Source organism: Virgibacillus sp. GM2-2 (assembly GCF_055329585.1).
Genome location: NZ_JBUZWC010000031.1, coordinates 1 through 5,184 on the forward strand (window position 1 = coordinate 1; position 5,184 = coordinate 5,184).

Consider the following 5,184-nt stretch of genomic DNA (forward strand, 5'->3'; position numbering starts at 1 on the left):
AGCTTTGTTTCGTTGCTTGACATACTTGATTGTTTGTTCAGTTTTCAAGGAGCAATTCATTTCCATGTCGTTTTTAGCGACAAGATATAATTTACCATGCTTGTGAATAATTGTCAACAGATTTTTAAAATCAATTTAAAAATTTATTAAAACCGTTAAAAAGAGATAAATAATTTTGTTAACAACAAGAAATAATATAGCACATAATTTACCCAATTTCAACACAATCTACAAAAAAACTTGTAGGTTCATCTTCATGATTTTACATAAAAAACTAGTGAAGCTTAATCAAACTGCTCCACTAGTTTCCTCACACTTTAATTACTGGTTATTTGAACGCTTCGGAATATACTTCAAACATTCTTTCTCACTAGCAACACGGCGAAACAACTGGAATAATACAGAGTACCTTTCCCTCATTGATCTTTTTACCATCTGATCAATTCGATGATCTTCCAAGTCCATTAGTAGTTCTTCCATTTCACGTTTAACTAGATATTCAATTTCTTTTTGTTCCATTTGGTTAATTAATAATCCTAACATTATATTCACCTCAAACTTATTCATGTTCTATGCATTAACTTTATTCCAAGTATTTTTCTGGCTTTACTTAATTTCTTATGTAACACATGTATTCGTAATAATTGTAGAATTACGTCGGTCGGTTCTGGTAGATGAGCCAATTAGATTTACCCTTCTTATACCCCAATTTCCTCTTTTTTCATCCTTATTCCACTTTATTTTTAGCATTTGTATTTAATAGCTTGTTCATATTTTGTAATTTCATTCATAGATTAGTTATATGGAAATAAGGGGGAGTTGAACTTGAGTTATTTTTATGTGTGGAGATTTCCAAGATGGAAAAAGTCCGTTTATATGGTTTTATTTGCACTCATTACCGCAGTAGTTATTTGGTCTGAAAGCACTGGTAGCTTTTCTGTATTCTCTTCATCTGATGAACCTGCCGCTTTTGTAAAAGGAAATTCAAATGAAAACAATATTGCTTTAACCTTTAATATCAGCTGGGGCGAGGAAAAGGTCTATGACATCTTAGAAAAATTAAAAGAAAATAATGTACAAGCAACGTTTTTTGTTAGCGGCGAATGGGCAGAACGCCATCCGGACATACTCGAAGATATTAAAGAAGGAAAACATGAGCTTGGTATGCTAGGGTATCGCTATAAAAGCTACCTTGAACAAGAAATTGATAAGGTAAAAAAAGATATGCTACACGCAAAAGAGGTATTTGAAAAACTTGGATACGAAAAAATTACATTAATGCGTGCCCCAAGTGGACACATCAATAAAGAAATTATAAAAGTAGCAGAAAATTTAAATCTGAAGGTCGTGCATTGGAGTGTGGATGCAGATGACTGGGAGAACCCAGGAACTCAAAAAATAGTGGATACAATTATGGAAGAAACTTCTAACGGAGACGTAATTTTACTTCACGCGTCTGATTCTGTAAAACAGACAGCCAAGGCACTAGAGAGCATCTTACCTGGCTTAAAAGACAAAGGCTTTCAATTTGTAACAGTCTCAGAACTATATAACCAAGCACATGCAAAATCAAAGCTTGCAGAATAAAAATACACAGGGACCCACCAATGATGGGTCCCTGTGTATTTATGCCTTTTTTGATTTTTTCGTTGCTTCTGATTCTGAATTTGTCAGACGGTGTAACACTAACAATTGATACGTGTTACATGCAAGCAATGGAACAATCATTAACCAAGCATAATCTGTACCACTTGTACGAAGTCCCGGCACCCATTCAACGGTTGTCATGACGACCATTAAAAACAATGCTGGTATGAATGCCCGTTTATTCGTTTGCTTCTCTTTTATTTTTGCGATAATAAATCCATATATAAAAATTGAAGCAGATATCCCTATGTATATCCATAACGATCCACCATTTGCGTTATATGGAAAGTAAACCAAATCAAACAAAACAAAAATAATTAAAACCACTTGAACAGTTGGCCAAAAAGAACGGAAAAAACCTAATCCAAGTTGGTTTATAAATAAATATGCAAAAAAACCAGTCTGACTGATTAAGCTAAACACGAATCCTAAGCCGAGGAAAAACAGAATTACACCCAATAGCTCGAAAAAATCAATTGGATCTAAAACCCTTGTATACGATTCCGTTTTTACAAAGAAACTGGTAATTAGACCAGCTATTCCACCAAGCATTAATGTTTTTAGAAACAATCCTACCCATTTACGACTATTCACAACTATATCCTCCTGCTAGAAATTACTATTTAACACAATATGCGGTCATTCGTATTTTACCACGAACATTGGCGATTTTCCTTACTGAATGCATATTTTTCATACTTTCTTCGCATATTAACAGTGTAGAGGAAGGAGGATTTATATGCCACGGTTATTCTTTGTATTATTTTTAGCCGTATCTATTTTAACGCTTGGTGCTTGCGCTAACCAAAGCGCGGCTGGTAAGGAAGTCGATTATGAAACAACGAAGAAAATGGTTGTCGATATTCTACAAACCGAAGACGGTAAAAAGGCTATACAAGAAATTTTAACCGATGAGAAAATGAAACAAAATTTGGTTATTAATGCTGATGTCGTGCAAGAAGCTATAAATAAAGCTCTCTCCTCTGAAAAAGGTCAACAAATGTGGACAAAACTTTTTAGTGATCCTGCCTTTGTGAAAACCTATGCCAAATCAATGGCAGATCAACAAAAGAAGCTAATGAAGTCCCTAATGAACGATGCAGAATTTCAAAAGCAAATGCTGGAATTATTAAAAGACCCTGCTATGGCTGATCAATATTTAGAAGTGCTAAAAAGCCAAGAATTTACTGCCCACTTAGAAGAAACCATACAAAAAACATTGGAAACCCCTTTATTCCAAGCAAAAATTCAAGAAATATTGTTAAAAGCCGCTTCTGAGCAACAAAAAGGCAAAGGCGGAGAAAGTGGTGGACAAGGTGGCGGTGGTAGCCAAGGTAAAGAAAAAGGTAGCGTTGGTGGTGGCTCCGGTACAAGTGAATAAATGTTTGTTAGAAAAACTCGGCATTCGCCCCGCCCTCAATTGCGAATGACGAAGTTTTTCTTATAAGGTCTAAATTTTATGTTGAAATTAAATGAGGTGACTAACTTAATTAGCCACCTCTCATTTTATTCCTCTAATTTAGCAACAACTTTCGCTGCAATTTTATGATATTCTTTGCCAATTGGATGATCTTCTTGATAAATGGATGGTGCAAAGACATCTTCTTCCTCATACGGCTGTTGTAGAGGTAACTGACCAAGAACTTTTGTTTTCAACACTTCAGCTAGCTTTTTACCGCCACCCTGTCCGAAAACATATTCTTTTTCGCCAGTTTTTTTACTTTCAAAGTATGCCATGTTTTCCACAACACCAAGAATTTCATGATTTGTTTTCAATGCCATTTGTCCAGCACGAGCAGCTACAAATGCTGCAGTTGGATGCGGTGTCGTCACGATTAACTCCTTACACGTAGGGAGCATCTCATGAACGTCCATTGCGATATCACCAGTTCCTGGTGGTAAATCGAGCAATAGGTAATCTAAATCTCCCCATTCTACTTCTTTAAAAAAGCTGGTTAGCATTTTTCCAAGCATTGGACCACGCCAAATAATTGGTGAATTGTCTTCAACAAAAAAGCCCATTGAAATTACTTTTACACCAAATCGTTCGACTGGTATTATTTTCTCGCCGCGGACTGCTGGACGATTTTCAACACCCATCATGTCTGGAATACTGAATCCATAAATATCTGCATCGATAATGCCGACTTTTTTACCAAGCCGCATTAATGACATCGCGAGGTTAACAGTAACTGTAGATTTACCTACTCCACCTTTACCACTTGCAACTGCAATAAATTTCGTACCTTTACTGCCACCCATTAGTGATGCTTCTTGTTCTTCCTCGACTGCAGGTTGGTATTTTTTTATAATATCTTCAGGTAATTGCTCGAAACGCAATCCAACGGTTGTTACACCATTTTTCTTCAAAATCCCAACGATTTGTTGTTGTAATTGCATTTGTTCAGCAGTATTTGTTTTTCCGATCCCAATCTTTACGCTGACATGCTTTTTCTCTTCTTTTATCGTTACTTCTTTAACTCCGCTAGTTTCTTCTAGCGTTTTATGTAAAAAAGGATCTTTAACTGGATTAAGTAGTTGTACAATTTCCTCTTTTGTTAGCACATGTGTCACCTTCCCTTTACTAGCATTGAAAAATTTCTCAAGCTCCAACGCTAGTATAACATAAATGATATAATTTCTAAGCTAAAAGCGTTTGGGGAAGGATTTTCCTTTTATTCTTTATCGTCTTTTTTGGGATCCTCTGTTACATACCGTAATATTCCTTCGTAAATGCTTGCCGCCATTTTATCCTGATAGGCATTCGTCTTTAATAGATCTCTTTCACGAACATTCGATAAAAAACCAATTTCAACAAGCGCACCAGGAGCATTAGCATGCTTTAGCAAGTACATCCCTGTAAGCGGAAGAGCGGTACGATTTGTATTTTCAAGGTTACGAATAATTTCTGCCTGAATCATCTTCGCTAAGTGTTCACTTTTATCTGATTTCGGATAAAAAAAAGTCTGTGCTCCACTCCATTTTGTTGATGGTAATGCATTCAAATGGATAGAGAGAAAGAAATCCGCTTCCTTATCTTTAATAATTTGTAGGCGTTCCCGAATATCTTCAGCCTTTCGCCTCGATAATCCCTTTGTATCAGGATCTGCCAAGTCTGTATCTTTATTTCGTGTTAAGTAAACCACCGCACCAGTTTGCTCCAAATAGTTCTTTAGTTTTTTCGCTACCTTAAGCGTAATTTCTTTTTCAACCGTATCGTCTTTGCCTACCGCACCTCCATCAGGTCCACCATGCCCAGGATCTAGAACAATCGTCTTTCCTGCTAATGGAAGTGACCATGAATTCCATGTTGTAACGGGACTATTCACTGGTTGCTGAATCAACACAATTAATAACACCAAGCCAAAACACCACATTGTTATATTTCCAAGTCTTTTCATTAACTTCGCCCCTTATCCTCCTCAGCTTGTACTATTCTATGGGACGAGGTCAGCTTATATGACAGTTGGATATTCGACTTTTGTAAGCGTCAAATAATCCCCACCTGTAATTAGATGGGGATTTCATGTATGCTTT

The 5,184-nt window shown here is 36.3% G+C and carries 6 protein-coding genes; 2 read left to right on the plus strand and 4 right to left on the minus strand.

Annotated features, from left to right (window positions below):
• Positions 1-321: 321 nt before the first annotated feature.
• On the minus strand, positions 322-543 hold the full coding sequence (locus tag ACY9Z2_RS18800; RefSeq protein WP_463611213.1) for a hypothetical protein: 222 nt from the start codon (positions 541-543) through the stop codon (positions 322-324).
• Positions 544-825: 282 nt separating this feature from the next.
• On the opposite strand from ACY9Z2_RS18800, the gene pdaB reads away from it, so the two are divergent.
• Complete coding sequence (gene pdaB, locus ACY9Z2_RS18805; protein WP_463611214.1) at positions 826-1,587, plus strand: polysaccharide deacetylase family sporulation protein PdaB; 762 nt, start codon at positions 826-828, stop codon at positions 1,585-1,587.
• Between the two features lie 39 nt (positions 1,588-1,626).
• Here the strand turns inward: pdaB and ACY9Z2_RS18810 are convergent, their stop codons facing one another.
• Entirely contained in the window at positions 1,627-2,241 is a 615-nt protein-coding gene (locus ACY9Z2_RS18810) for a KinB-signaling pathway activation protein (protein ID WP_463611215.1), read from the minus strand.
• Positions 2,242-2,386: 145 nt separating this feature from the next.
• On the opposite strand from ACY9Z2_RS18810, the gene gerD reads away from it, so the two are divergent.
• Positions 2,387-3,028 carry a spore germination lipoprotein GerD gene (gerD, locus tag ACY9Z2_RS18815; protein ID WP_463611216.1) on the plus strand — a complete coding sequence of 214 codons (642 nt, stop codon included), beginning with the start codon at positions 2,387-2,389 and terminating at the stop codon, positions 3,026-3,028.
• A 125-nt stretch (positions 3,029-3,153) separates the two neighbouring features.
• Here gerD and ACY9Z2_RS18820 read toward each other — a convergent pair whose 3' ends face one another.
• Positions 3,154-4,212: an Mrp/NBP35 family ATP-binding protein gene (locus tag ACY9Z2_RS18820; protein ID WP_463611217.1), complete on the minus strand. Its 1,059-nt coding sequence runs from the start codon at positions 4,210-4,212 to the stop codon at positions 3,154-3,156.
• A gap of 110 nt (positions 4,213-4,322) precedes the next feature.
• Positions 4,323-5,048, minus strand: coding sequence for an N-acetylmuramoyl-L-alanine amidase CwlD (gene cwlD, locus ACY9Z2_RS18825; RefSeq protein WP_463611218.1), 726 nt, complete (start codon positions 5,046-5,048; stop codon positions 4,323-4,325).
• Between the last annotated feature and the right edge of the window lie 136 nt (positions 5,049-5,184).

What these genes read in the sequence shown, in the direction of transcription:
- ACY9Z2_RS18800 (WP_463611213.1), bottom strand. Translation starts at nt 543, where the DNA reads ATGTTAGGATTATTAATTAACCAAATGGAACAAAAAGAAATTGAATAT.
- cwlD (WP_463611218.1), bottom strand. Translation starts at nt 5,048, where the DNA reads ATGAAAAGACTTGGAAATATAACAATGTGGTGTTTTGGCTTGGTGTTA.
- gerD (WP_463611216.1), top strand. Translation starts at nt 2,387, where the DNA reads ATGCCACGGTTATTCTTTGTATTATTTTTAGCCGTATCTATTTTAACG.